Below are 23711 nucleotides of genomic sequence, written 5' to 3' on the forward strand. Positions count from 1 at the left end.
TTTATACTTCAAAGCCACCATAACCGGTGGCTTTGTTTTTTGAAGTTCAAACCTCACAGGTTTTCAAAACCTGTGAGGTTTTTAGTGCTATCAGGCATTATAACTCATTAATAAGGTTTAATGTAAGCCCGATTTACTAAGTGCTGATTTATTTTTTCTGATCAATCAGTTCCAGCGCTTTTAAAAGAAGAAGATCTTCTTTATTCCGGATGCTTTCAACGGTAGGACGTACTACGACATCCGGTTTTATACCAATACGCTGGGTTTCCCCTCCGTCCGGATAATAAATACCCAGTCCAGAAAAAATGATCTTATTGCCGTCAGTCAGTTTTATAGATGTTTTATTGCCGTCGGCTCCTGCGGTCTGGCTGCCTACAAAAATAACATTGGGGACTTTCTTTGAAAACCATGGCCCACATTTCCTCCGCACTTACGGTATGTTCATTGATAAGGACGACCACCTGTCCCTTGTACGGATCAGGATTCTCTTTTCCTGCAAACTTATACTCTTTATTCACGATATTGTCTACAAAACAAAATCTACCCGGTTGAGTGAAATTGGGCTGGGTTTTTATTCCGTAAACAACGGGCTTGCTGAGTAAATAATCAAACACTTTAAGCAGGGAACCATTGTCATTGTAGCCGCGCAGGTCAAAAACCATCCCTTTGGTATTTTTGTATTGTTCCATCAGGGCAGGGATTTCTGCTCCCTTCAATGATGCAAATTCGAAATACACTTTATCATCGATGGGGAAGCTTGGGTTTAGGCGGCTTTCTTTCTCATTATAAGTTAAATAGTTATAGGTTTTTCCTTTGTATACCAGGTGAAGATCCGGGATTCCGTCTTTATCCCATTCATTGTTAAAAATGCGCTTCATCCGTTCCACGGTGGTCCGGAAGTTTTCCCCGTTCTTGTGAACTCCTTCCACTACGAAGGTTTCCTCATCCCCGCTAAAAAGGTAACTGTATGCCTCACGCAGTTTTACGGATTCATTGGAAAAGGCAAAATATTTCGACCTTTCCTTGATGTTTTTAAGAATTGATTTGCCGTTAATTTTAGTAATTAGATCACCAACTTCCAGATGGGCTTTTTTCATCTTCGCCTCATCTTTGATTCCGGTGATAAGCACAGTATCTTCAACCATCTGAAAAGTAAAGGGGGAGGACAGCTTCCCGACCACATCATATTGGTAGGTCTTTTCAATTCCGACATGGGTATCCTGCAACTCAGCAGCCAGCTGCATCACTGCCGATTCATACTCTTTCTCATTGTTGATCTTTTTAAATAAAGGAATGTATTTTTTCAGGACATCATCCCATTGATGGTCAAGCAGGTATTTGTAAGGATAAAAATACTCAACCACATTCCAGATCCTGAATAAATCCAGCATTTTAACGTCTTTTGAAAAAGTACCGTACACTTTTTCATTGGCACTGCTGAAATAGATGCCGCTTTTAGCTGTATTGGAATAAAAGCTGCCAACATTTTCGGGTATATTAACCAGATGGAGGAGACGGTTTTTATTCTCAGGGCTCACTTTTCTTAATTTTTCGATCCATGATGCATCAAAATTCCGGAGGGTAATACTGTCACATTCGCTCTCCTGCTTAGGAATTTTATCAAACTTCTGTTCATCCGCGGTGTTCAGCCAATTTTTTATGAGGCCATCGGTTCCTGCTTTTGAATCTTGGCGAAAACTTGCTAATAAAACGGCATCCCAATCTGTTTTTCCCTGGGAAACGGCAGGATGATAATATTTGATTAATCCCCAGACTTTTCCCATTTCATAAAGGTCACGATCAGAAAAGGTGTTCAACTGGGCAGACAGGGTAGAGGTGATTAAAGATAAGATCAGGATAATGGATTTCATGTTTATATTGGGAATTTGTTATTTATGAATAACTGGTCATAATTTTCAGGGCTTAAATTAGTGGTATTTTGTGAAACTGCGATCATTTATTTTTTATTGTTTACAAGAGCGTTTGAAATATGACCTTTTAAGCAGATCAACATTTATAAAGATTAAATGGTAAGTTCAGTTTAGGTCTCCATCAGCAGATAAAAATCAGGAATCGGGTCTACTTTCTTTTATGTATCATAAAACATCAGACCTGATCATTCAGAAAAGCAGTATTCCATAGGAATACCATCCGTGTAGCAGGGGGAAATTTTAATGGAAACAGCACTCTGTAGGAGTGCCATCTTATCAATAGTTGCAAAAGATTGAACTCCTCCGGAGTTCGGTTGTTTTTTTTCATTCATCCTACACACATACTGCTCCTATGGAGCAGACCAGGTAATCAGCAAGCCTATCTTTTGTAACTTTTGCGGTTAAAATAAAACCACTTCATCAAATCAGCTTGCTAATTCCTTCTTTGCCTGCTTAAAACAGAAAAAGAAACGAAAGCTTTGCGTCAAAAAACCTGCTTAAACGTTTCTAAACTTAAATTTATCAAAATCATCACTTTTAAAAATTCTAGTCCATCAATATTATTCTCAAAAATTAAGTGTTCATTACACATTTATTTAAAAGAGAATCCTATATTTGTGCTTCTCACAAAGATTACAAGAAACCATTGATGAATTTTAAATGATGAAAAAGCTTACAGAACGTTTGACCATTGACATTCATATATGAAAAAGATCACTTTAGGCATCGGCCTCCTCATCAGTACGGTATCGGCAGTATCTGCACAGACCGTCGGTACAGAACCGTTCAGAAATACAAAATTATCCGTAGAACAGCGAATTGAAAACCTTCTCGGACTGCTTACCGTAGATGAAAAAATAGGAATGATGATGGATAATTCCAAAGCCGTTCCCCGGTTGGGTATTCCCGCATACGGCTGGTGGAACGAGGCCCTGCACGGTGTGGCCAGGGCGGGAACCGCTACGGTTTTTCCTCAGGCCATCGGGTTGGCAGCAAGCTGGGACGTACCGGAACATCTGAAAACTTTTGAAATGATTTCTGACGAAGCCAGAGCCAAATACAATAGGTCTTTCGACGAAGCAGGAAAAACCGGACGATATGAAGGACTGACATTCTGGACACCCAACATCAATATCTTCCGTGATCCGCGATGGGGAAGAGGACAGGAAACCTATGGAGAAGACCCGTTCCTGACGGCAAGCCTGGGCGTAGCAGCTGTAAAAGGATTGCAGGGAAATGATCCCGACTACTTCAAAACCCACGCCTGCGCCAAGCATTTCGCCGTACACAGCGGCCCGGAATGGAACCGGCACTCTTACAACGCTGAAATTTCCCACCGCGACCTTTATGAAACCTATCTACCGGCTTTCAAAGCTTTGGTGATCGAAGGAAATGTAAGGGAAGTGATGTGTGCCTACAACGCATTCGATGGTCAGCCATGCTGCGCCAATGATTTTTTGGTAAGCGATATTCTGAGAGGAAAATGGAAATACGACGGAATGGTGGTGTCCGATTGTTGGGCACTTGCCGATTTCTATCAGAAAAAATACCACGGAACCCATCCGGATGAAAAATCCACGGCAGCCGATGCGCTGAAACATTCTACCGACCTTGAATGCGGAGATACCTACAACAATCTTAATAAATCTTTGGCCAGCGGCCTCATCACTGAAAAAGACATCGATGCATCCATGCGCCGGATCCTGAAAGGCTGGTTTGAACTCGGTATGCTCGATCCGAAATCAGCCGTACGCTGGAACAGCATTCCGTATACGGTAGTCGATTCCGAAGAGCATAAGCAACAAGCACTGAAAATGGCCCGGAAGTCGATCGTGCTCATGAAAAATGAGAAAAGTGTTCTTCCTTTAAATAAAAGCATAAAGAAAATTGCAATTGTAGGCCCTAATGCCGATGATGGAATCATGCAGCTGGGCAACTACAACGGAACCCCTTCTTCTACGGTTACTATCCTGGAAGGTATTAGAGCCAAGCTTCCCAGTACGGAAATCATCTATGAAAAAGGATGCGAAATTGCAGACCCTTCCGCAAGGACATTGCTTGCCAAAAATTTTAAAAGCCAGAAAAACGGGGCACCGGGAATGAAGGTAGAATTCTTCAACAATCCCGATTGGCAGGGAACCCCGGCGAATACTTCAGTAAACAATTCTGCTATTAATTACAGCAGCTTCGGCGGAACCCAGCTCGCTCCGGGCGTTAACCGCGAAAATACTTCCGCCAGGATTTCCGGTACCTTTACCAGCAGCTACACCGGAGAAGTGGTATTCTCCGCATTTACCTCCGATGTGTACACCTTATTGATCGATGGAAAGGAAATCGCCACCCGCAAAGGCCCGGACGCAAGACATCCGTCGGAATTTCCGGTACAGATGCAGAAAGGAAAAGAATACCAGGTGGAACTCTGTCACAGCCAGAAAGGAAAATATGTAAGTATCGGTTTTGAGGTATACCGTAAAGATCCGGTGAATTTTGCCGACGTAAAAGAAAAAGTAAAAGACGCCGACGTGATCGTATTTGCAGGCGGACTTTCCCCAAGCCTTGAAGGAGAGGAAATGCTGGTGAATGCCGAAGGTTTCAAAGGAGGGGATAAAACCAATATCGAACTGCCGAAAGTTCAGCGTGAGCTTTTGGCCGAATTGAGAAAGACAGGAAAACCGGTTGTTTTTGTACTGTGTACCGGAAGTGCCCTCGGTCTTGAGCAGGACGAAAAAAATTACGATGCCTTGGTAAACGCCTGGTACGGCGGACAATCCGGCGGAACAGCCGTAGCCGATGTATTGTTCGGAGATTACAACCCATCCGGAAAGCTTCCGGTTACTTTCTATAAAAATATCGCACAGCTGGATAATGCCCTGTCTAAAACCAGCAAGCATGAGGGGTTTGAAAATTACGACATGCAGGGACGAACCTACCGTTACATGAAAGAAAAACCGTTGTATCCTTTCGGTCACGGACTTAGTTATTCAGCATTTTCTTATGGAAATGCGACCCTCAGCAAAAACAGCATCGGTACGAATGAAACTGTAACCCTTTCAGTTCCGGTAACTAATACGTCCGGAAAAAACGGAGAAGAAGTCGTTGAGGTCTATGTTAAACGGAACAATGATCCGTTGGCTCCTGTAAAAACACTCAGGGCCTTCCAAAGGGTATCCGTTCCGTCCAAAAACTCTAAAACTGTCCAGCTCACCCTGTCTCCGGATTCTTTTATGTTCTATGACGAAAAAGCGGATGACCTGGTGTCCAAACCCGGCGATTATACCATCCTGTACGGCGGAACTTCTGCCGATTCAGGATTAAAAAGCCTTCCGCTCAAGGTAAAATAATAATTAAACTTACAAAACCTCACAAAACCTCATAGGTTTTAAAAACCTATGAGGTTTGATAAGCAGACTTCATGAAAACAAAAAATACAATTTGTGCCGCCGCACTTTTCCTGACGGCCACTTTCTTTTCCGCTCAGTCTCAAAAATCAAGCTTCAGCCTTGATCTGAACGGTGCATCTACCGGAATTAAGATCCAGCCAACGATGTACGGGATTTTCTTTGAGGATATCAACTTTGCAGCAGACGGCGGATTGTACGCTGAACTCATCAAAAACCGCAGCTTCGAATTCGACGAACCGCTGACAGGATGGAAGCAGCCTAACACGAAAACATTGTCTCCAAACCTGGATTCCGGGTTTTTGACAATCATAACCGATAAGTCTAAATCTAATAGAAATTACGCAAGAATTACGGTTTGGAACGACAAAAACTATCTGCTGGAAAATGAAGGATTCAGAGGAATCGGGCTGCATCAGGGTGAAAAATATGACTTAAGTTTTAATTTGGAAAACGTTTCAGGAAACATTTCTGCCATCAACATCAGTCTTGTCGACGAAAAAGGAACGGTGGTTTCTTCAGTTTCCAACATCATAAAAGGCGGAGGCTGGCAAAAGTACAATGCGGTTTTCAATCCTTCCAAAACCATTGAAAAAGCAAAGCTCCAGATCACATTTACCGGAAAAGGCGTTGTGAATATGGATATGATCTCACTGTTTCCCCAGGATACCTGGAGAGGAAGAAAAGGGGGATTAAGAAAAGATCTGGTGCAGAAATTATATGATTTACAGCCGGGATTTTTACGTTTTCCGGGGGGCTGCATCGTAGAAGGAAGGACATTGGCAGAACGGTACCAGTGGAAAAAAACAATTGGTAAAGTGGAAGACAGGGAAAACCTGATCAATAAATGGAACAACGGATTTGCGCATCGCCTCACCCCTGATTACTGGCAGTCTTTCGGTCTTGGCTTTTTTGAATATTTCCAGCTGGCAGAGGATTTGGGTGCAGAACCGCTTCCGATTTTAAGCTGTGGAATGGCTTGCCAGTTTAATACCGCCGAACTCGTAAAAATGGAAGATCTGAATCCGTATGTTCAGGACGCTTTGGACCTGATTGAATTTGCCAACGGCGATTCCCATACCAAATGGGGAAAAATCCGTGCTGAAATGGGACATCCGCAACCTTTTAACATGAAATTCATCGGGGTTGGAAACGAACAATGGGGAGCAGATTATATCGAACGCTATAAAGTTTTTGAAAAGGCCATCCACACCAAATATCCGGATATTAAGATCGTTTCCGGAAGCGGGCCTTCTCCAGACGGCGATTTCTTTGATTACGGATGGAAAGAGCTGAAAAAGCTTAACGCCCAGATTGTCGACGAGCATTACTACAATTCCCCGGAATGGTTTATGAAAAATGCAGGAAGATACGATACATACGACCGTTCCGGACCTAAAGTTTTTGCCGGGGAATATGCAGCGCAATCGGTTGGCGTTGTGAAGCCTGACAATAAAAACAGTTGGCTTACCGCACTTTCTGAAGCCGCTTTCATGACCGGACTCGAACGCAATGCGGATGTGGTGACCATGACGTCTTATGCGCCGCTGTTTGCCCATGCGGAAGGATGGCAGTGGACGCCGGACCTGATCTGGTTCAATAACTTAAAATCTTACGCAACGCCTAATTATTATGTTCAGAAACTTTTTTCCAACAACAAAGGAACAGAGGTTCTGAAAATAACCGGTAACGGAAAACCGGTAACAGGGCATGATCAGCTGTATGCCACGGCCGTAAAAGATGCAAAGACTAGAGAAACCATTATCAAGATCGTGAATACGGATGCCGAAAGTAAATCCGTAACCATCAATCCGGAAAGCTTAAAGCTAGGGAACAGGTTGACGAAAATTACCCTGACAGCACCGCAGCTTTCTACCGAGAACAGCTTTGAAAATGAACCCATTCAGCCTAAAGAAGAAACCTTGAGCCTGAAAAAAGGGAAAGTAGTTGTGGATATTCCATCTCAATCACTGGTAATTTTAAAGATTAATTAAATTTAAATAATTGATAATCAGTAAATAATAAAAATTAAGTGTATTTATTACATTTAATTAAAAAGAATCTTATATTTGTTTGAATCTCTAAAATGGAGGTGGAACAGCATACGGTCAACAAATGAAGATGTTAAATAGACCTTCATTAACTTCATCGGAAATGTTTAAACTAAAAAAGATTCAGACTGATTTAAAACAGATTATCAAAATTAAGCATATACATTAATGAAAAAATATGTTATAGGATTAGACTACGGAACCGATTCTGTTCGGGCAGTCCTCATCGATACCAAAAACGGAGCAGAGCTGGCTTCCTCGGTAAGTTATTATAAACGATGGAAAGAAGGCCGTTTCTGCAGTCCTGAAAAAAACAGGTTCAGGCAGCATCCTTCAGACCATATCGAAGGACTGGAAAAAACCATCACCGAAGTGGTTCGGCAAAGCGGTGTACAGCCGGAAGAAATTGTCAGTATCTGCATCGATACCACTGGATCATCGCCTCTTCCCGTAAATCATGACGGAATAGCCCTTTCCCTGACACCGGGCTTTGAAGAAAACCCGAATGCCATGATGGTATTGTGGAAAGACCACACGTCGATTCTTGAAGCTGAAGAAATCAATACCCTCGCCAGAACCTGGGGCGGTGAAGATTACACCCGTTTTGAAGGCGGTATCTATTCCTCCGAGTGGTTTTGGGCGAAAATCCTGCACATCAATCGTGTGGATGAAGAAGTGAAAAATGCAGCGCACAGCTGGATGGAACACTGCGATTACATTACTTTCCTGTTGTCAGATCATCAGGATCTCAAAACGTTCAAAAGGAGCCGTTGTGCGGCCGGGCATAAAGCCATGTGGCACGAAAGCTGGGGCGGACTGCCTTCTGAGGATTTTCTCAACAGGCTCGACCCGTCTTTAGGACAGTTGAGAGGAAGATTATACGATAAAACCTATACTTCGGACGAAGTCGCCGGCCATCTTAATGAAGAATGGGCACAAAAATTAGGATTAACCACTTCTACAGTGATCGCTGTCGGCACTTTTGATGCCCATTCCGGTGCGATAGGAGTTAAGGTCGAGGAAAATACCCTGGTGAGAATTATGGGAACCTCTACCTGCGACATTATGGTAGCCCCAACCGAAATCATTGGCGACAAAACCGTAAAAGGAATCTGCGGCCAGGTAGACGGATCCGTGATCCCGGGAATGGCCGGACTGGAAGCAGGACAATCTGCTTTCGGAGATGTATTGGCCTGGTTCCGCGACATTCTGATGTGGCCGGTAAACAACATGCTGCAGCATTCCGAGATCATTTCACCGGAACAGAAAGCACAGCTTAAAGAAGAATTTGAAAATAACCTGATCAAAAATTTAACCCTGGAAGCAGAAAAAATTCCTGTTGGTGAAGCCATTCCGGTAGCCCTGGATTGGGTGAACGGAAGAAGGACTCCGGATGCCAATCAGGAACTGAAGGCGGCCATCAGCCACCTTTCCCTGGGAACCAAAGCCCCGCATATTTTCAAAGCACTGGTAAATGCCATCTGCTTCGGAGCCAAGAAAATCGTAGACCGTTTCGAGGAAGAAGGAGTTTCTATCCATAAAGTAATCGGAATCGGAGGCGTGGCCCGAAAATCCCCGTTTATTATGCAGACATTGGCCAATGTGCTGGATATGCCGATCATTGTTGCGGCTTCAGACCAGGCACCGGCTTTGGGCGCTGCCATTTACGCTGCTGTGGCCGCAGGTGTTTATCCTGATGTTCAGGAAGCCAGCCGTCAGATGGGTTCCGATTTTGAAGCGGAATACCATCCGCAGCCGGAACAGGTGCAGGAGTATGCCCGACTGATGCAGCAATACCAGCAGCTTGCCGACTTTACGGAAAGCGTAATTAAGAGCCCTGTTAAGGTTCTCAACCTTAACAGGGCTTAAATCACCAAAAAACAAACAACATGAAAAAATATAAAGAACTTCAACGGGAGTGTTACGAAGCCAATATGCAGCTCGATGCATTGAAGCTTGTGGTTTATACTTTTGGAAACGTAAGCGCTGTTGACCGCAACGAAGGCATTTTTGCCATCAAACCGAGCGGCGTTCCCTATGCCGATTTAAAGCCAAAAGATATGGTGATCCTGGATTACGATGCGAATGTCATCGAAGGAAAGCTGAGGCCGTCTTCCGACACCAAGACCCATGCGTACCTGTACAAAAACTGGGAAAACATCGGCGGGATTTCCCATACACATGCCATCTATTCCGTGGCGTGGGCACAGGCACAGATGGACATCCCTATTTTCGGGACCACTCATGCGGATCACCTGACTTCCGATATTCCATGTGCACCACCGATGCACGACAGCCTGATCGAGGGCAACTACGAATACAACACCGGCATCCAGATCCTCGACTGTTTCAGAGAGAAAAACCTCTCACCGCAGGAAGTGGAAATGGTCCTGATCGGGAACCACGGTCCCTTTACTTGGGGAAAAAATGCAGAAAAAGCGGTGTATAACAGCAAAGTCCTGGAAACCATAGCGGAAATGGCTTACCTCACAAGACAGATCAATCCGGACGCGCTTCGTTTAAAAGATTCGTTAATTAAAAAACATTACGAAAGAAAGCACGGCAAAGATGCTTATTACGGACAGTAGCAGGCGGCTGGCTGTTGGCTTTTAGCTTCTGGCTGCTTTAAAATATAAACCTCATAGGTTTTTAAAACCTATGAGGTTTGGCGAAAAACGAATCCAAAAGGTTCAACATAAAATAATCATCTAAACCTAACGGGTTTCCAAAACCCGTTAGGTTTTATAAGAAACAGCATTAAAAATCAATCATCAATTATCAATCATCATTTATAAACTATGTTAACACCTCTCAATACGAAAGAAATCTGGTTCATTACGGGAAGCCAGCATTTATACGGCCCTGAAACATTAGCGCAGGTTGCCGAGCATTCAGCGAAAATCGTAGAAGCGTTCAATGCTTCGTCACAGATTCCTGTAAAAGTGGTTTTAAAGCCTACTGTGAAAACAACGGAAGAAATTTTCGAAACCCTTGTAGCCGCCAACCATACCGCAGCCTGTATCGGAGTGGTGACCTGGATGCATACCTTTTCACCGGCTAAAATGTGGATCCGCGGACTGTCGGCTTTGCAGAAACCCTTGCTTCACCTTCATACCCAATTCAACCAGGATATTCCATGGTCAACGATGGATATGGATTTTATGAACCTGAACCAGGCCGCGCACGGCGACCGTGAATTCGGATTTATGGTGAGTCGCCTACGTAAAAACAGAAAAGTGGTGGTGGGACACTGGGCAGAAGAAAGGGTACAGAAACAGATTGGTGACTGGAGCCTCGTGGCTGCCGGCTGGGATGACTGGCAGGGTGCTAAGTTCGCCCGTTTCGGAGATAACATGCGGTATGTGGCCGTAACCGATGGTGATAAAGTAGAAGCGGAAACCAAATTCGGATTCTCCGTAAATACCTGGGGAATCGGTGACCTGGTAAGTGTGATCAACGGAATCGGAGAGGGCGAAGTAAAAACCCTGATCGAAGAATATGAAGCATCCTACAGAATGGCAGAATCCCTGCTTTCAGGTGGTGCCAACAGAAAATCGCTGGAAACCGCTGCCAGAATTGAGCTTGGTCTTGAAAAATTCCTGAAAGACGGAAACTTTAAAGGATTCTCCGATACTTTCGAAGACCTTCACGGGATGGAACAGCTTCCGGGAATCGCCGTACAGCGACTGATGGAAAAAGGATATGGTTTTGCCGGCGAAGGCGACTGGAAAACGGCAGCCCTGGTGAGAGCCATGAAAACCATGGGACAGGGATTGGAAGGCGGAAACGCATTCATGGAAGATTATACCTATCATTTAAATCCTTCCAACCCATCTATTTTAGGTTCCCACATGCTGGAAGTAGATCCGGTGCTGGCTGCTGATAAGCCATCATGTGAAATCCACCCGCTGGGAATCGGTGGAAAGGCCGACCCCGTAAGACTGGTTTTTAATTCAAGAGGCAATACCGATTCGCTGGTTGCGGCACTGATGGATTTCGGAAACCATTTCAGATTGCTGATCAACAAAACAAAATCGCTGGACATTACCGAAGATCTTCCGAAACTTCCGGTAGCAAGGGTGCTCTGGAAACCGCTTCCGGATCTTTATACGGCTGCTGAAGCATGGATCCTGGCCGGTGGTGCGCACCATACCTGCTACAGTGAAAACCTGACGGTGGATCAGCTGGAGGATTTCGCAGAAATGGCGGGAATTGAATCGCTGGTGATCGATGAGCACACGAAAATCCGTGATTTTAAGAACACCCTTCGATGGAATGAAATCTATTACCGTTAATTCTTTAACAAATATCATATATTATGAAAAAAATAGGAGGCAGTTTATTCATTTTATTAGCAGTTTTATGTATTTTCGGCTGCAATAAAAAGGAAAACAACAATAAAACGAACTCAGATACCATGGAAAATGTACAGGTTTCAGATTACGGAGTTACCGCAAAAGGAGATTCCATTAAGAAATATACCTTAAGCAACAAAAATGGGATGAAGGTGGAGGTCATCAATTATGGTGGAATCATCACTTCGCTTACCGCTCCCGATAAGGACGGGAAATACCAGGACGTGGTTTTAGGATTCACCAAACCTGAAGATTATTTCAACGGGAATCCGTATTATTTCGGCGCATTGATCGGAAGGTATGGAAACAGGATTGCCAATGCCAAATTCACATTAGATGGCAAAACATATGACATCGACAAAAACGACGGCCCAAACAGCCTTCACGGAGGAAAAGAAGGGTTCCATACCAAAATATGGACGGTAGAACAGGTGAAAGATGCCAAACTTCCGACTCTGAAATTAACCTATGTAAGTGCTGACGGTGAAGAAGGATATCCAGGAAAACTAACAACTACGGTTCTTTATACCCTTACCGACGACAATGCCCTGGAAATTTCTTATGAAGCGGAAACCGATAAACCGACTGTCGTAAACCTTACACAGCATTCCTACTTCAATCTTTCCGGGAACTTTTCCAATCTGATTACGGATCATGAACTTCAGATCAACGGAGATAAATTCTTACCGGTAAACAAGACGCTTATTCCTTTAGGAGAAGAAAAAAGCGTGAAAGGAACCCCGTTTGACTTTACGGCTGCCAAAGCGATCGGCAAAGACATCAATGCAGAAGACGAACAATTGAAATTAGGTGGCGGATACGATCACAACTGGATCCTGAACGGAACCGGAATGAGAACCATCGCTACGGTGTACCATCCTGCAAGCGGAAGGGTAATGGAAGTAATTACCGATCAGCCGGGCGTGCAGTTTTACTCCGGAAATTTCCTGGACGGAAAATTCGATACCAAAACCGGTGGCAAATATGAAAAAAGAAGCGGATTCTGCCTGGAAACCCAGCACTATCCGGATTCTCCGAACCAGCCTGCTTTCCCTTCCACGGAGCTGAAGCCGGGACAAAAATATCAGACCAAAACCATTTATAAATTTTCTGTTAAAAAATAAGTATGGGAAAACTCGCAACCATTGATATCATCATCTTCTTAATCTATTTTGTGGTGGTAGCATCCTACGGACTCTGGATTTACAAAAAGAAGAAATCCGAGTCTACGGGCAGTAAAGATTATTTCCTTGCCGAAGGTTCATTGACCTGGTGGGCGATCGGAGCCAGCTTGATCGCTTCCAATATTTCGGCGGAGCAGTTTATCGGGATGAGCGGTGAAGGATTTTTCGTGGGAGTGGCCGTTGCCGCCTACGAATGGATTGCCGCTGTTGCCCTGATCATCATCGCCGTATGGTTTATCCCGATCTACCTCAAAAATAAGATCTACACCATGCCGCAGTTTCTGGAAACCCGGTACAACAAATCGGTTTCCCTGATCATGGCCGTATTCTGGCTGTTTTTGTATGTGATTGTCAACCTGACTTCCATCCTGTATCTTGGAGCTTTGGCGATTGATACCTTATTGGGTGGCGAGCACCTTCACATCATTATGATCGTCCTGCTGCTGATGGCTTTGCTGATCGGTTTAGGAGGAATGAAAGTAATCGGGTACACCGACGTAATCCAGGTAGCTGTACTGATCATCGGAGGTTTTGCTACCGTATACATGGCCCTGCAGATCGTTGACCAGAGAATCAACGGTGCCGCAGTAGGAAATGCCCTGGCCGGATTCAATACCCTGATGAATGAAGCACCGGGACATTTTAAATTAATGCTGAATAAACCAACGACCACCACAACGACTTTAGGGATGCCTCAGAATATGGACGTTCAGAAATACGTGGTGTTACCGGGACTGGCGATGTATTTTGCCGGACAGTGGATCGTTAACCTGAACTATTGGGGCTGTAACCAGTACATCACCCAACGTGCGCTGGGAGCCGACCTGAAAACGGCAAGGACCGGGATCCTGTTTGCCGGATTCCTGAAATTATTTATGCCCATCATCGTAATGCTTCCGGGGATTGCAGCCTACGTGCTGTACACGAAAGGGCAGCTTCCTGGTTTCAGTGGAGTGAAAGACGGTGCTTATTCTGCAATATTAGGATTTTTACCTGAAGGACTGAAGGGGCTTGCCGTAGCAGCTTTAACGGCTGCTATCGTAGCCTCCCTGGCTGGAAAAGTAAACAGTATTTCAACGATCTTCACTCTGGATATCTATAAAAAATACCTGAAAACGGATGCTACCGAAATCCAGATGGTAAGAACAGGAAGATGGGTAATTATTTCAGCTATGATTATTGCACTGGCCTTCACCTGGACCGACGTTCTGGGCATTGGTGGGGAAGGTGGATTTACCTTCATCCAGAAGTACACCGGATTTATCAGCCCCGGGGTTTTTGCCATGTTCTTATTGGGAATGTTCTGGAAGAGAACCACCGGGACTGCCGCTTTGGTAGGGGTAATCTTAGGGTTCGTACTAGCAATCTTCTTCAACAGCTTTGCCATCGGCATTTTCGGAAAAGAAACCTGGCTGTATACGGCATTTACCTATGAAAAACTGGAAAACGGTGTAGTGCATACCATCACCGAAATCCCGTTCCTGATCAATATGGGATGGTCGTTCTTCATTACCATCGTCGTAATGGTTCTGATCAGCCTTGCCGGACCGAAAGTCAATCCGAAAGCCTTTGCCATCGACAGCAAAATGTTTAAGGTAGACTCAAGAACGATGGTTTTAATTGTCATTACTTTATTGCTGCTTACTGCTATTTATGTAAGATTGTGGTAATATTTAATTTAATAAAGAATAAAGCAGGATGTCAATAATGGCATTCTGCTTTATTTTTATAGATTTCCTTGTAGTTTTTAATATATTTGGTAATAAACTATTATTAAAAAATAATCAAATGAGTTTCTTTAAAAAGATTTTTTCAAAAAACAAAAGCTCGAATGGTGATAGACAGGATATGCCGAAGATACAAGAAATATATACTGATGACTATTTTAATGATCGATATATTGAACAGCAACTATCCGAAGATGATTTGTTAGTGGGTGGGTCATTTAAAATGCTTGAAAGCTTTTTTATTGATAATAAGATTAAACCGCTTATTGAAAAGCCAATTTACCATCCTTCAAATATTGATCAGGCAATTGAAGAGGGAATGGGCTTTTATGAGTATTGTAAGATCTTTGAACAAGAGGACAAACAAATTGGTTTAACATTGACCATTGCATTTTCTTATTTTTGATAAATGAATGGAACTTTAAGCTTTTTAATGATAAAACTCCTGAATTTCCTCTAAGATTTATGACTTTAAAGTATAATAAAAACGGTGGTGTTATTTCACTCTATCCTTTCGAATATTCACTTAAAGTTTTAAATGGAGAAGCCAGTTTTAGCGATTTGTTTAAGAAGCTGAAAGCTAATCTCGGAAACATGCCTTCAGCATCAGAAATTCTGCAAAATTTAAAAGACGATCTTAAATAACTGTTATGTCTATTTTTGTCTTGAAAATGTAAGAAATGAGCAACTTCAACCAACTCATCCAACAACATTTCGGGCCCCTCAGCGTTGAGGATTTAAATACAATCCGTAAGTATTTCCGGGAAGAAAAGCTCTTGAAGAATGAATTTTTCACAAAGTCGGATCTGGTATGTAACCGTTTGAGCATGGTGAAATCCGGAATATTGCGGAGCTATGCGCTTTCAGACGGTAAGGAAATCACCCAGTGGCTTTCTGTTCCCGATTCCTTTATTACGGAAGCAGTGGGTTTCTTTTTCAATCAGCCTAACCGGTGGAATATACAGGCTTTTACAGAGGTAGAATTGCTGACTATCACGAAAACGGACTATCAGAAACTTTGTAAAGAATTTCCGAAGTGGAACGAAATCGAAAAACAGTTCATCATCAAATGCTTCATGATGATGGAGGACCGGATTTTTTCTCACCTGTCAATGACAGCAGAAGAGCGGTATAACAGGTATTTTGACCATCAAAAAGAGCTTTTTACCCAGGTCCCTTTCCAATATATTGCCTCCGTATTGGGAATGACGCCTGAAACGTTCAGCAGGATCAGGAAACGGCAGGCAGAAAAATCTTGACTTTTGTCAAGCGAAAAAATTTCAGGGCGACGGATATTTGTATCATTCAAAAACAACATATCACAAATCCAATGAAAAATCTCCTGATACTTGAAGAAATTGCACAATTCTGTTTATCTGTCTTTCTGTTCAGTCAGCTGGAATTTTCCTGGTGGCTTTTTCCCCTTTGCATCCTGCTCCCCGACTTTTCCATGATTGGCTATCTGTTCAATCCTAAATCCGGAGCATGGCTGTATAATATTTTCCATCATAAAATGACAGCGGTCATTGTTCTGATTGTCGGGTTTATTCTTCATTTTCCGATTGTAGAATTGGCAGGAATTATCCTGTTGGGGCATTCTTCCATGGATCGGATTTTCGGCTACGGACTGAAGTTCACTGATGATTTCAGGCATACACATCTGGTATGGATCGGTAAAAGAAACTAATGGTACCCTCTAATGAATCAGTTTAATTTGTTAATTTTTTGAAATCATCATCAGCTCATCAAAAATGTTTTCCGCCTATGATCATAACAAGCATTTTAGGCTTACATAAAGGCTTTTATTTTATATTTGTGCAAAACATTGAAGATTTATGATGAAACTCTACATACTGCTTGCCCTGGTTGTTTTTCAGCTGTCCTGTGCCCAGACTCAGGTTGACAGCATCCTGGAAAAAGGATTTTCAGACCATCAGTGCAATCATCCTGAAATAGCGATATCTGATGCCAGAAAAATTATTGCGAACCCGGAAGCCACTGCCCGGCAGAAAATGAGGGCATATCAGCTGATGAGCGGATCTTATTCTGTCATGGGCAAAAACAGATTATCGCTCCATTCCTCTTTCAAGGCAAAAGAAATTGCGGACCAGCTTAATGATACGTATTCATCAGCAGTTTCATTATGTTCGGTAGCAGAATGTTACAGGCGCCTGGACCTCAATCATGAAGCCCTGGAAAATTACGGCAAGGCGTTGGTAATGCTCGATCAGCTTCCGGCAACATATAAAAGCCTCCATACAAAGGCATCTGTCTTTTATGAGATCGGGAATGCCAGATACGGTGAAAATCAATACCGCTCTGCCGCCGGGAACTATAAAAAGTCCATTGCCATCCTGAAAGACCTGAAGAAAGATGCCAGAAGGGCAGAGAAGGAAGCCCAGGATTATTTGTTGCTGGGCGGGTCTTATCTGTTCATGAAAAAATATGATTCTGCCGAAATATGCTTTAAGATCAGCCAGAATATTGCTTCTGCATACAAAAATAAGTTTATTGTTCCCTACCTTATGGAAAGCTATGCCAAGCTTTATGATGAAAAAAAAGACTACAGGCGGGCGGTGAATTATGCTGAAAAGGGGGTGCAGTTGATGGATTTTCCAGATACGAAGCTTAGAAGTTCTCTGCATGAAGTGCTGGCCAAATCTTATGGGGAGTTAGGGGATGTTGCCAATGCGAGAAAAAACTACAATATATATGTAACGCTTAACAACAATTACACTACTGAAAAAAACAATGCCGTGTCTCTGGCATTCAAACAATCGAAGGAGGGACTAACAAAAGAAATCGCAGTTCAGAAAGATGGAAAAATGATTCTGGGATGGTTACTCTTACTGATACTGCTCATCTCAGGCATGATTATTTTTCTGTACAGGAAGAAAGCTAAAAAAAACAGGGAACTATACATGCAGGCCGTTGACCGGCTGGTGCATCATTTCATTGAGGATACTCGTCCCGTTCAGGAAAAAAGGGAGGTTACTTGCCCTGTGGTATCACTTTCGGAAGAAAAAGAACAGGAGATTCTTCAGAAACTGGAAGATTTTGAAAAATCAGAAATGATCATCCATAAAAAACTGACGATCGCGTCTCTTGCAGGTTCGCTGGGAACCAATGTTACTTATTTGTCTACTGTCATCAACAGACATAAGGCTGCCAATTTCAATCATTACATCAACAACCTTAAGATTTCCTATATTGTTAATAAACTTTACACCGAACCCAATTACCGTAATTACAAGATTACCTATCTGGCTGAAGAATGCGGTCTGCCATACAGTTCTTTTACCTCCGTTTTCAAGACCATAACGGGAATATCTCCTTCCTCATTCATTAAACAAATGAATGTAGATAAAGAGTTGACTGATAAGTTTTTATAAATTTTATTTTTTTATTTGTGCTATGAAATACCTTATTTCAGAGGTGTGATTCTTTTTTGCTTGACCTGGTAGATCGTTATTTGCTGTAAAAAGCAATTATGATTAAAAATTTAACACTTACAGCCGGAATTCTTTTTAGCAGTATGCTCATGTCACAAGTGGGCATCAATACAGATTCCCCGAAAGCAACATTAGATGTACGGTCTGTCCCGGCAGACCTTACCAAAACAGATGGTATTATAGCGCCTAAGCTGAAAGGTACGGAGCTTAAAGCAAAAGATCAGCTTTATGCAACAGATCAGACAGGAGCGATGGTGTATGTTACTGAAGCCCTTGATGCTTCCAACTCCACAAGTTCTACTACTGCCGATGATGTTACTACAAAGACAGCAGAGGTTACCACTATCGGATATTATTATTTCGATGGTAATATATGGAAAAAGATAGGAGGTGCCGGTCCATGGAATATTTCCGGAACCAACCTTCCAGCGGCTTCAAATACACAGAATATTTACCAGAAGGGAAAAATTGGTATAGGACTGAATCCAGGGGCAAATCCTAATACTAATCTCTATGTTAATGAGAATACATCTTCAGGAGGATCCGGAACTTCATTCGGGATACAGAACAGGCTCATTTCAAATAAAGAAGAAACTAAAACAGGAATTTATAATTATCTGCTGGATAATTCGGAATCGGGAACAGGAAGTGTTGTCGGATTAGATAATACAGCTGTCGATGTATCAAAAGTGGCTAGAGGAGGGCAGAGTGCAAGCTTCTCGTATTATCTTACCGGTCAGAAAGACAATTCATCCAAATTAGTATCAGGACTCTTTTCTTTAGTATCTGTATCAGCAGTGGGAGGAGAGCTGAAGTCTGGAACAGTATCCGGTAATGCTGCTACCACACTGCTTAGTGCCAATACTGGAAATCTGAGCCTCACCGGTGATCTAAATGGTTACAGCGGTTACGGGACGCTCAATGCCCAGCCGGGATACGTTTTGAATGCATCAGGAAGCGCTTCAGGCGGCAAGCTTGTTGCTCAGACAGATATGAGAGGCGGGACGGTTAACGCGACTACCATTACAGGGACAACTTCGGGCATTGAAGTAGCAGGAACCAGTGGAACTTTAAATGTATCCGATTACGCCGCTCCTTTAAGGTCCTATATTGATTTTGCTTCCACTAATCTTATTTCAGCCAATATCAATGCATTATACGGATTGTTAGTTGAAGGAACCAGCGGACAGTCGCAGAATACCATCGGGAAGTCGTACGGGATTTATATTAAGCCGTTCCGCTTTACCGGGGATACGGAAGCCAATGCGTATAATCTGTATTCGGAAGGTGAAAACACAAAAAATTATTTCCAGGGAAGAGTTGGGCTCGGAACCAATGCACCCGTAGCCAAACTGCATGTGGTAAAAAGTACTTCGGATCTTACTCCGGCCATTATTTCAGGCTGTAACGAGTATAGTGATAATGCAGCAGCGTTGGCAGCCGGATTGCCTTCAGGGGCACTGTACCGCACGGGAGACATTCTGAAGGTGGTACATTAAGGATCCCGGATGTCACGGTAACTTTTCTTTTTTCTTTTGATGTAAGGGAAAGCTGCTTAACATGATGTTAGGCAGCTTTCAGCATACATAATAATCTGTACAACTCCTGGCAAATTTCTGTCAAAAGCATAAAATTTAAAACGGATTCTGGTTCAGTCATTCGTAAGATCGTGTAGAAAATATCGAAAAGTTGTTTCGAAATGATTGCCGTTTATATTTTATGGATTTAGCAGGATTGAAGACTGTATTTTAATACTTACATTTGTATCAAAAGCATTTTCTGTGAATTCTCACCTCCTGTTTATCGATACGGAAACCACGGCTGTTCCCAGACGCTGGGATCTTCCGTATTCTGACACCGGAAACTGGCCCTCTGCCGTTCAGGTTTCCTGGATTATCTGTTCGCAAGATGGAACTGAAATTAAAAAGTCTGATCAGTACATTTTTGAAGAAGACCTGGTCATCAGTGAAGGATCATTCAGGGTCCATGGCATTACCGAAGAATTCCTGAGATCCAGAGGAAGGAGCCGAAGGGAAGTATTAACGGATCTTGCTGAAGATATAATTAAATACCAACCTTTCATCGTAGGTCATTTCCTGGAATTTGACCTTCATATTTTATCTGCTGATTACCTTAGAGCAGGGCTGCAGAATCCTTTTGAAAACAGCTCTTTTTACTGTACGATGCTGAAAAGCCGGCAATATACATCCGGTACTTCAAAAACCGGTCTGCGTTTACCGGAACTCTGCCGTTACATTCTGAACGAAACGATAGAGCCCTCCCATAATGCTGTTATTGATGCAGAAATGACTGCCCGCTGCTTTTTTGAAATCCGTCGGCGGAATGAGTTGTCTCAAAAAGATCTTGAGGAAAAACACCATCTCATAGCAGAAAAACTACATTTTCCCCTTTTAAAACCACTATAAATTTATGCAACATCTGATCCCGCTTTTACAGAAAACACCACCTTTCAGCCTTTTGCCGGAAAGCGTGCTGCAGGAAGTCTCCGAAAGCATGCAGAAGAAAACATTTCCTAAAGAAACATTGGCCTACCGACAGGAGGTCACCGAATTACAGGGCGTGGATGTGATCATGGAAGGAGAGTATCAGACGTTTTTCTTTGACGCTTCCCAGAATAAAAGATGTATTGAAACTCACCATCCTCCTTACTGTTTCGGGGGGATCTCCGTGGTGCTAAACAGGGTCCGGGCTTTAAAATCAGTAATGGCGAAAAAAGGAACCATTGTATATACGCTTCCTAAAAAAGAATTTACCGAACTCTGCAACGCTTATGAAGATTTTTTCCATTATTTCACCGCAGATTTCGGGAAGAAAATGTTGGATGAAGAGTTTGCGCATTTTGTAAAAACACCGGCGTCTTTTGAGGAAAGTTATTTTGCCGCAGACCAGCTGTATTCCAGGAAAATAGAAAGCATTGCTTTTAAAGATATCGTTTCGTGTACCGAAAGCACCCCTATTTTTGAAGCTGCCCGGATCATGGCGAAAAACAAGATAAGCTGTTTATTTATCAGGAACGAGCAGGATCAGAATATCATAGGCTACGTAACGGATATTACCCTGCGGGACAACGTTATTGCCCAATGCATTGATCCGCAGAAAGCTATACAAGAAGTAATGGATAATCCCATTGTTTCCATCTCCAGCGATGCCTATCTCTATGAGGCGGTTCTGATGATGTTTAAAACCAAAACCCGGTACTTATTGGTAGAGAAGGACGGTGAAATGGCAGGATTTCTCAGCAGGAACCGGCTGCTGAGCGAGCAGGCACAGTCGCCGCTGGTTTTTTATACAGTCGGTAAAGCAGGCCGGTACAACCGTGGAACTCCGGAAAAAGTGGCTTCAGGTCCCGGATATGATCAACCAGTTGCTGGGCCGCGGCGTTCACGGGGAAATTGCCAGCCAGATTATTACTACCATTGCCGATACCATCACCATAAAAGTAATTGAAAACGTGATCCGCCAGATCGGGAAACCGCCGGCGAAATTTGTTTTCATGGTCACCGGAAGTGAAGGTAGGAAAGAGCAGACCTTAAGCACCGACCAGGACAACGGCATCATCTACGAAGACAAAGCCAATGAACAGCGTGAAATGGTTCGTGAATATTTCCTGGACTTTGCCAAAAGGGTTTCCGACGATCTTAATACCATCGGTTTTGTCTACTGCAAAGGAGAATTTATGGCCAGCAATCCGAAATGGACGCATTCGCTGTCCCACTGGAAGCGGAACTACGAAGAATGGATTAATGAAACCGTTCCCGAAAATGCCATGAAATTTTCTACCCTTTTCGACTGCCGTTATATCTATGGAGAAGAAGCGATCATCAATGAACTAAAAGATTTCATCCAAGACCAGCTTCGCGTTCCGAACGAAAGATTTTTCACCTTTATTGCCAAAAACGCCCTTCAATACGAAGCCCCTTTAACCTTTTTTAAAAGGATTAAAACCCAGACGATCGGTAAGGCTGAAGTTTTCGACATCAAGACGGCCATGAGCCCGATTGTCGACCTGCTTAGGGTATATGCGTTGAAGAACGGTATCAATAATGAAAATACCGGTGAAAGGATGAAAAAACTACAGGAAGTGGGCGTATTCAGTAAAGAACAGTACCAGGAACTGCATCATTCGTATTATTACCTGATGGCCTTGCGCCTAAAAAACCAGGTTCATCAAATCAATATCGAAAAGAAAATGCCGGACAATTACATCGAGATCAGCCGTCTCACTAAAATTGAACGCGTAACGCTGACCGAAATTTTTAAAACCATCAGCAACTTCCAGCAGGGCATCCGGATGAAATTTACCGGAAGTTTGTCGTAGTTTTCTCGAATTGCAAAGGGAGGAAAGAAAGGATCAGCGATCTGATCTAATGAAGCATATACATCATCCGTCCGCTTCATTGCGGCTCTCCCGCTTTGCTTTGCTCCCTTACAATATGAGGTATGATCATAAGACTTTGCGTTAGTCTTATTCATCGTTAACCTTCAGGTTTTGTAGCAGTTTTATTTTAAGAACGTTTTATCTGCAGACTATTTACTGTTGAGTAATGAGCCAAATAAAATCTACATTTTAAACATAAATCCCTGGGAAATCTTTTTGTTGTATTTCTTTTCATCAAAGCGGTAGAGGAAAGATCCCTTTTTGGAAGAAGTCATGTCTTTTTCATCCGTTTTTACGAGGATATCCATTCCATTGATCTTACTGGTAAAATTCCTTTTGTCGAAGGTTTCACTGAAAATCGCTTCGTACAGATTCTGAAGATCCTTCATCGTGAATTTTTCCGGCAGCAGCTCGAATCCGATTGGCCGTGTCGATGCCCGTCTTCTTAGTCTCAGAACGGCATCTTTTACCATTTCATTATGGTCGAAAATGAGATTGGGTGCATTCTGAAGTTCAAACCATTGTGCACTGTAGTTTTCGTTGAGCTGGAAATCCTTTTCGATATGGATCAGCGCATAATAAGAAATTGAAATAATCCTTGCTGTGGGTTCGCGGTTAATTTCAGTGTAGGAGTTCAGTTGCTCCATATAAATATTGCTCAGGCCTGTAAGTGTATTGAGCACCCTTTTGGCTGCTTCATCTGCAGTTTCTTCGCTGCCTACAAACCCTCCCATTAAGGACCATTCTCCTAATTGGGGTTCAAAATTTCTTTTGACCAGAAGAATTTTGAGATGTTCACCGTCAAATCCGAATATAATACAGTCTACTGCGACCAGATGTCTGGGATATTGTGAATAATCTTGTTTCATCGAAATATTTTATGCAAAGATAAAGCTTTTGTAAATTAAGATTTTACATAAATGTGTTTTTTACACTTTTCAATTAAAAAAATTAATCAACAAAAAAATACCTTTTAAAGTGTGTTTTTGGGAATTTACTTATTGCTCTGACATGATGAAATTACCAGTAAAAAGATTAAATATGTATGAACTCAATGTTAAAATTATGTTAAAGTTTAACAATGAAATAGTTCTGAAATCAAAAAAATATCTTTGCGGCCTTAATCTTAAAAATACGATAAGTTATTGAGGTGATTTTTAAATATTCTCAAGCAATACGCTGTGTTTATTTTGTATACAGTCAATTGTAACATT

19 protein-coding genes are annotated in these 23711 nt (G+C 42.6%); 16 read left to right on the forward strand and 3 right to left on the reverse strand.

The genetic code is table 11. The features are described from left to right. Nucleotides 1-148: 148 nt before the first annotated feature. Nucleotides 149-430 carry a S41 family peptidase gene (locus QE404_RS05960; protein WP_307453764.1) on the reverse strand — a complete coding sequence of 94 codons (282 nt, stop codon included), beginning with the start codon at nt 428-430 and terminating at the stop codon, nt 149-151. After that, nucleotides 342-1871 (reverse strand): S41 family peptidase, encoded by a 1530-nt coding sequence (locus tag QE404_RS05965; RefSeq protein WP_307453766.1) that lies wholly within the window; start codon nt 1869-1871, stop codon nt 342-344. Before QE404_RS05965 ends, QE404_RS05960 begins: the two co-directional genes overlap by 89 nt. A gap of 764 nt (nt 1872-2635) precedes the next feature. Here QE404_RS05965 and QE404_RS05970 point away from each other — a divergent pair. The 16 genes from QE404_RS05970 to QE404_RS06045 all read left to right on the forward strand — a co-directional run bounded on the left by QE404_RS05970 (nt 2636) and on the right by QE404_RS06045 (nt 22437). Continuing rightward, nucleotides 2636-5272: a glycoside hydrolase family 3 C-terminal domain-containing protein gene (locus QE404_RS05970; protein WP_307447882.1), complete on the forward strand. Its 2637-nt coding sequence runs from the start codon at nt 2636-2638 to the stop codon at nt 5270-5272. A gap of 71 nt (nt 5273-5343) precedes the next feature. Then, nucleotides 5344-7323: an alpha-L-arabinofuranosidase C-terminal domain-containing protein gene (locus tag QE404_RS05975; protein WP_307447886.1), complete on the forward strand. Its 1980-nt coding sequence runs from the start codon at nt 5344-5346 to the stop codon at nt 7321-7323. 225 nt (nt 7324-7548) lie between these two features. Beyond that, a complete protein-coding gene (locus tag QE404_RS05980) occupies nt 7549-9249 on the forward strand; it encodes a ribulokinase (protein ID WP_307447889.1) in 1701 nt (566 codons plus the stop codon). Nucleotides 9250-9269: 20 nt separating this feature from the next. Further along, complete coding sequence (locus QE404_RS05985; RefSeq protein ID WP_307447891.1) at nt 9270-9968, forward strand: L-ribulose-5-phosphate 4-epimerase; 699 nt, start codon at nt 9270-9272, stop codon at nt 9966-9968. A gap of 210 nt (nt 9969-10178) precedes the next feature. Next, nucleotides 10179-11675 carry an L-arabinose isomerase gene (gene araA / locus QE404_RS05990; RefSeq protein WP_307447894.1) on the forward strand — a complete coding sequence of 499 codons (1497 nt, stop codon included), beginning with the start codon at nt 10179-10181 and terminating at the stop codon, nt 11673-11675. Nucleotides 11676-11698: 23 nt separating this feature from the next. Next, entirely contained in the window at nt 11699-12859 is a 1161-nt protein-coding gene (locus tag QE404_RS05995) for an aldose epimerase family protein (RefSeq protein ID WP_307447897.1), read from the forward strand. Between the two features lie 2 nt (nt 12860-12861). After that, on the forward strand, nt 12862-14589 hold the full coding sequence (locus QE404_RS06000) for a sodium:solute symporter family transporter (RefSeq protein WP_307447900.1): 1728 nt from the start codon (nt 12862-12864) through the stop codon (nt 14587-14589). Between the two features lie 118 nt (nt 14590-14707). Next, complete coding sequence (locus QE404_RS06005; RefSeq protein ID WP_307447902.1) at nt 14708-15052, forward strand: hypothetical protein; 345 nt, start codon at nt 14708-14710, stop codon at nt 15050-15052. Beyond that, nucleotides 15049-15291 (forward strand): hypothetical protein, encoded by a 243-nt coding sequence (locus QE404_RS06010; RefSeq protein ID WP_307447905.1) that lies wholly within the window; start codon nt 15049-15051, stop codon nt 15289-15291. Before QE404_RS06005 ends, QE404_RS06010 begins: the two co-directional genes overlap by 4 nt. A gap of 35 nt (nt 15292-15326) precedes the next feature. Beyond that, nucleotides 15327-15905, forward strand: coding sequence for a Crp/Fnr family transcriptional regulator (locus tag QE404_RS06015; protein ID WP_307447908.1), 579 nt, complete (start codon nt 15327-15329; stop codon nt 15903-15905). A 71-nt stretch (nt 15906-15976) separates the two neighbouring features. Next, nucleotides 15977-16333, forward strand: a complete 357-nt coding sequence (locus QE404_RS06020) for a DUF4260 domain-containing protein (protein WP_307447911.1) — start codon at nt 15977-15979, stop codon at nt 16331-16333. A 148-nt stretch (nt 16334-16481) separates the two neighbouring features. Beyond that, nucleotides 16482-18038: a hypothetical protein gene (locus QE404_RS06025; protein ID WP_307447914.1), complete on the forward strand. Its 1557-nt coding sequence runs from the start codon at nt 16482-16484 to the stop codon at nt 18036-18038. 98 nt (nt 18039-18136) lie between these two features. Beyond that, complete coding sequence (locus QE404_RS06030; protein ID WP_307453767.1) at nt 18137-19597, forward strand: hypothetical protein; 1461 nt, start codon at nt 18137-18139, stop codon at nt 19595-19597. Nucleotides 19598-19879: 282 nt separating this feature from the next. After that, nucleotides 19880-20524 (forward strand): 3'-5' exonuclease, encoded by a 645-nt coding sequence (locus QE404_RS06035; RefSeq protein WP_307447920.1) that lies wholly within the window; start codon nt 19880-19882, stop codon nt 20522-20524. A 4-nt stretch (nt 20525-20528) separates the two neighbouring features. Continuing rightward, nucleotides 20529-21566 carry a CBS domain-containing protein gene (locus tag QE404_RS06040; RefSeq protein ID WP_307453769.1) on the forward strand — a complete coding sequence of 346 codons (1038 nt, stop codon included), beginning with the start codon at nt 20529-20531 and terminating at the stop codon, nt 21564-21566. Continuing rightward, complete coding sequence (locus QE404_RS06045; RefSeq protein WP_307453771.1) at nt 21472-22437, forward strand: DUF294 nucleotidyltransferase-like domain-containing protein; 966 nt, start codon at nt 21472-21474, stop codon at nt 22435-22437. Before QE404_RS06040 ends, QE404_RS06045 begins: the two co-directional genes overlap by 95 nt. A gap of 242 nt (nt 22438-22679) precedes the next feature. Here the strand turns inward: QE404_RS06045 and QE404_RS06050 are convergent, their stop codons facing one another. After that, the gene (locus QE404_RS06050; RefSeq protein WP_307447926.1) at nt 22680-23366 is read right to left on the reverse strand and encodes an NUDIX hydrolase; all 687 of its coding nucleotides are present in this window, start codon (nt 23364-23366) and stop codon (nt 22680-22682) included. Nucleotides 23367-23711 lie beyond the last annotated feature (345 nt).

Source organism: Chryseobacterium camelliae, assembly GCF_030818575.1.
GTDB lineage: Bacteria > Bacteroidota > Bacteroidia > Flavobacteriales > Weeksellaceae > Chryseobacterium > Chryseobacterium camelliae_A.

Excerpts from the sequence above, each read along its gene's own strand:
- QE404_RS06040 (WP_307453769.1), top strand. The coding sequence starts at position 20,529 with ATGCAACATCTGATCCCGCTTTTACAGAAAACACCACCTTTCAGCCTT.
- QE404_RS05965 (WP_307453766.1), bottom strand. The coding sequence starts at position 1,871 with ATGAAATCCATTATCCTGATCTTATCTTTAATCACCTCTACCCTGTCT.
- QE404_RS05985 (WP_307447891.1), top strand. The coding sequence starts at position 9,270 with ATGAAAAAATATAAAGAACTTCAACGGGAGTGTTACGAAGCCAATATG.
- QE404_RS05980 (WP_307447889.1), top strand. The coding sequence starts at position 7,549 with ATGAAAAAATATGTTATAGGATTAGACTACGGAACCGATTCTGTTCGG.
- QE404_RS05970 (WP_307447882.1), top strand. The coding sequence starts at position 2,636 with ATGAAAAAGATCACTTTAGGCATCGGCCTCCTCATCAGTACGGTATCG.
- araA (WP_307447894.1), top strand. The coding sequence starts at position 10,179 with ATGTTAACACCTCTCAATACGAAAGAAATCTGGTTCATTACGGGAAGC.
- QE404_RS06005 (WP_307447902.1), top strand. The coding sequence starts at position 14,708 with ATGAGTTTCTTTAAAAAGATTTTTTCAAAAAACAAAAGCTCGAATGGT.
- QE404_RS06030 (WP_307453767.1), top strand. The coding sequence starts at position 18,137 with ATGATTAAAAATTTAACACTTACAGCCGGAATTCTTTTTAGCAGTATG.
- QE404_RS06025 (WP_307447914.1), top strand. The coding sequence starts at position 16,482 with ATGATGAAACTCTACATACTGCTTGCCCTGGTTGTTTTTCAGCTGTCC.
- QE404_RS06000 (WP_307447900.1), top strand. The coding sequence starts at position 12,862 with ATGGGAAAACTCGCAACCATTGATATCATCATCTTCTTAATCTATTTT.
- QE404_RS06020 (WP_307447911.1), top strand. The coding sequence starts at position 15,977 with ATGAAAAATCTCCTGATACTTGAAGAAATTGCACAATTCTGTTTATCT.
- QE404_RS05975 (WP_307447886.1), top strand. The coding sequence starts at position 5,344 with ATGAAAACAAAAAATACAATTTGTGCCGCCGCACTTTTCCTGACGGCC.
- QE404_RS06050 (WP_307447926.1), bottom strand. The coding sequence starts at position 23,366 with ATGAAACAAGATTATTCACAATATCCCAGACATCTGGTCGCAGTAGAC.
- QE404_RS06015 (WP_307447908.1), top strand. The coding sequence starts at position 15,327 with ATGAGCAACTTCAACCAACTCATCCAACAACATTTCGGGCCCCTCAGC.
- QE404_RS05995 (WP_307447897.1), top strand. The coding sequence starts at position 11,699 with ATGAAAAAAATAGGAGGCAGTTTATTCATTTTATTAGCAGTTTTATGT.
- QE404_RS06045 (WP_307453771.1), top strand. The coding sequence starts at position 21,472 with ATGATCAACCAGTTGCTGGGCCGCGGCGTTCACGGGGAAATTGCCAGC.